Annotated in this window: 2 protein-coding genes; one reads left to right on the top strand and one right to left on the bottom strand. The window is 71.7% G+C overall.

The features are described from left to right. Positions 1 to 262 precede the first annotated feature (262 nt). On the bottom strand, positions 263 to 928 hold the full coding sequence (locus E2E34_RS34220) for a DUF3000 domain-containing protein (protein WP_138905702.1): 666 nt from the start codon (positions 926 to 928) through the stop codon (positions 263 to 265). A gap of 90 nt (positions 929 to 1018) precedes the next feature. Between E2E34_RS34220 and E2E34_RS34215 the strand changes: the two genes are divergently transcribed. Then, on the top strand, positions 1019 to 1233 hold a 215-nt coding region (locus E2E34_RS34215; protein WP_279637923.1), incomplete at its 3' end, for a uroporphyrinogen decarboxylase family protein.

The following is a 1233-nucleotide window of genomic DNA, read 5'->3' as shown; positions in this document are numbered from 1 at the left end:
TCGAGGAGAACGGACACCAGGCCTCCTGGGGGAGTGGCGGAACTCGCCGGCTCGGGGTGAAGCCGGGGGGGAACCGTGCTGAAGGGTCATCAACCTCTTCGGCAGCAGAGCCGCTCGCCTTTAGGGAAAGATCACGATTTGGTGAGTAACAATTCGGGCAATTCGGACGTGCGCTCGATCATGTGATGAATAGGCGGTCGGAGAAGCGGCCGGAGAACACGAAAGAGGGCGCGCCTGACGGGCGCGCCCTCCGTGACTCCTGCTACGGCGCCTGCGGGCCCCGCCGCTGGGGCAGCGACACCACACCGGCGTCCACCGGACCGGCCCCGTGGCCGTTCACCGGCGGCAGCCCGGCGATCTGCGCCAGCAGATCGCACCAGGCCGCCAGGTGCGCCGCCGTGTCCGGCACCCCGCCGCGCCCCTCGCGCGGCGTCCACGACGCCCTGATCTCGATCTGGGTCGCGGGCCTGCGTTCGGCCAGCCCGCCGAAGTAGTACGAACCGGCCCGCGTCACGGTGCCGCTCGCCTCCGCGTACGACAGCCCGCGCGCCTCCAGCGCGCCGGTCAGCCACGACCAGCTCACGTCGGGCAGCAGCGGGTCGGCCGCCATCTCCGGCTCCAGTTCCGCCCGTACGAGCGTCACCAGCCGGAACGTCCCGTGCCAGGCGTCGTGCCCCGCCGGATCGTGCAGCAGCACCAGCCGCCCGTCCGCCAGGTCCTCGTCGCCGTGCACCACCGCCGCCTCCAGCGCGTACGCGTACGGCGCAAGTCTCTGCGGCGGGCGGGTCGGGTCCACCTCCACCTCGGGGCGCAGGCGCGCCGAGCGCAGGGCTTCGACCGCCTGACGGAACGCGGGCGGGGCGGAGTCGCCCTCCGCGCCGCCCCTGTCGTCAGCATCATCCGAAAGTCGTCCCTGAGCCGGAGCCATGCGGGGAAGAGTAGGCGGAACGCGGGCTTCGCGCAGGGAAGGACACCCGCCCCGCGACAACCGCTTCGGCCCGCGTGCGAAGATTTGGGCGTGAGTGCCAATGACCGCCGCCCCGTGGGCAGCCCGCAGAGCCAGACGTACGACTCGGCCTTCCTCAAGGCGTGCAGGCGCGAGGCGGTGCCGCACACGCCGGTCTGGTTCATGCGACAGGCGGGGCGCTCGCTTCCCGAGTACCTGAAGGTGCGCGAGGGCATCCCGATGCTCGACTCGTGCATGCGGCCCGAGCTGGTCACCGAGATCACGCT

The organism is Streptomyces albidochromogenes (assembly GCF_005981925.1).
GTDB lineage: Bacteria > Actinomycetota > Actinomycetes > Streptomycetales > Streptomycetaceae > Streptomyces > Streptomyces albidochromogenes.
Note: the sequence above shows the minus strand (reverse complement) of the source record. Positions and strands in the feature narration are given on the sequence as shown.

Bases quoted from the DNA above. Each gene is read 5' to 3' on its own strand.
- E2E34_RS34220 (WP_138905702.1), bottom strand. From the start codon at position 928: ATGGCTCCGGCTCAGGGACGACTTTCGGATGATGCTGACGACAGGGGC.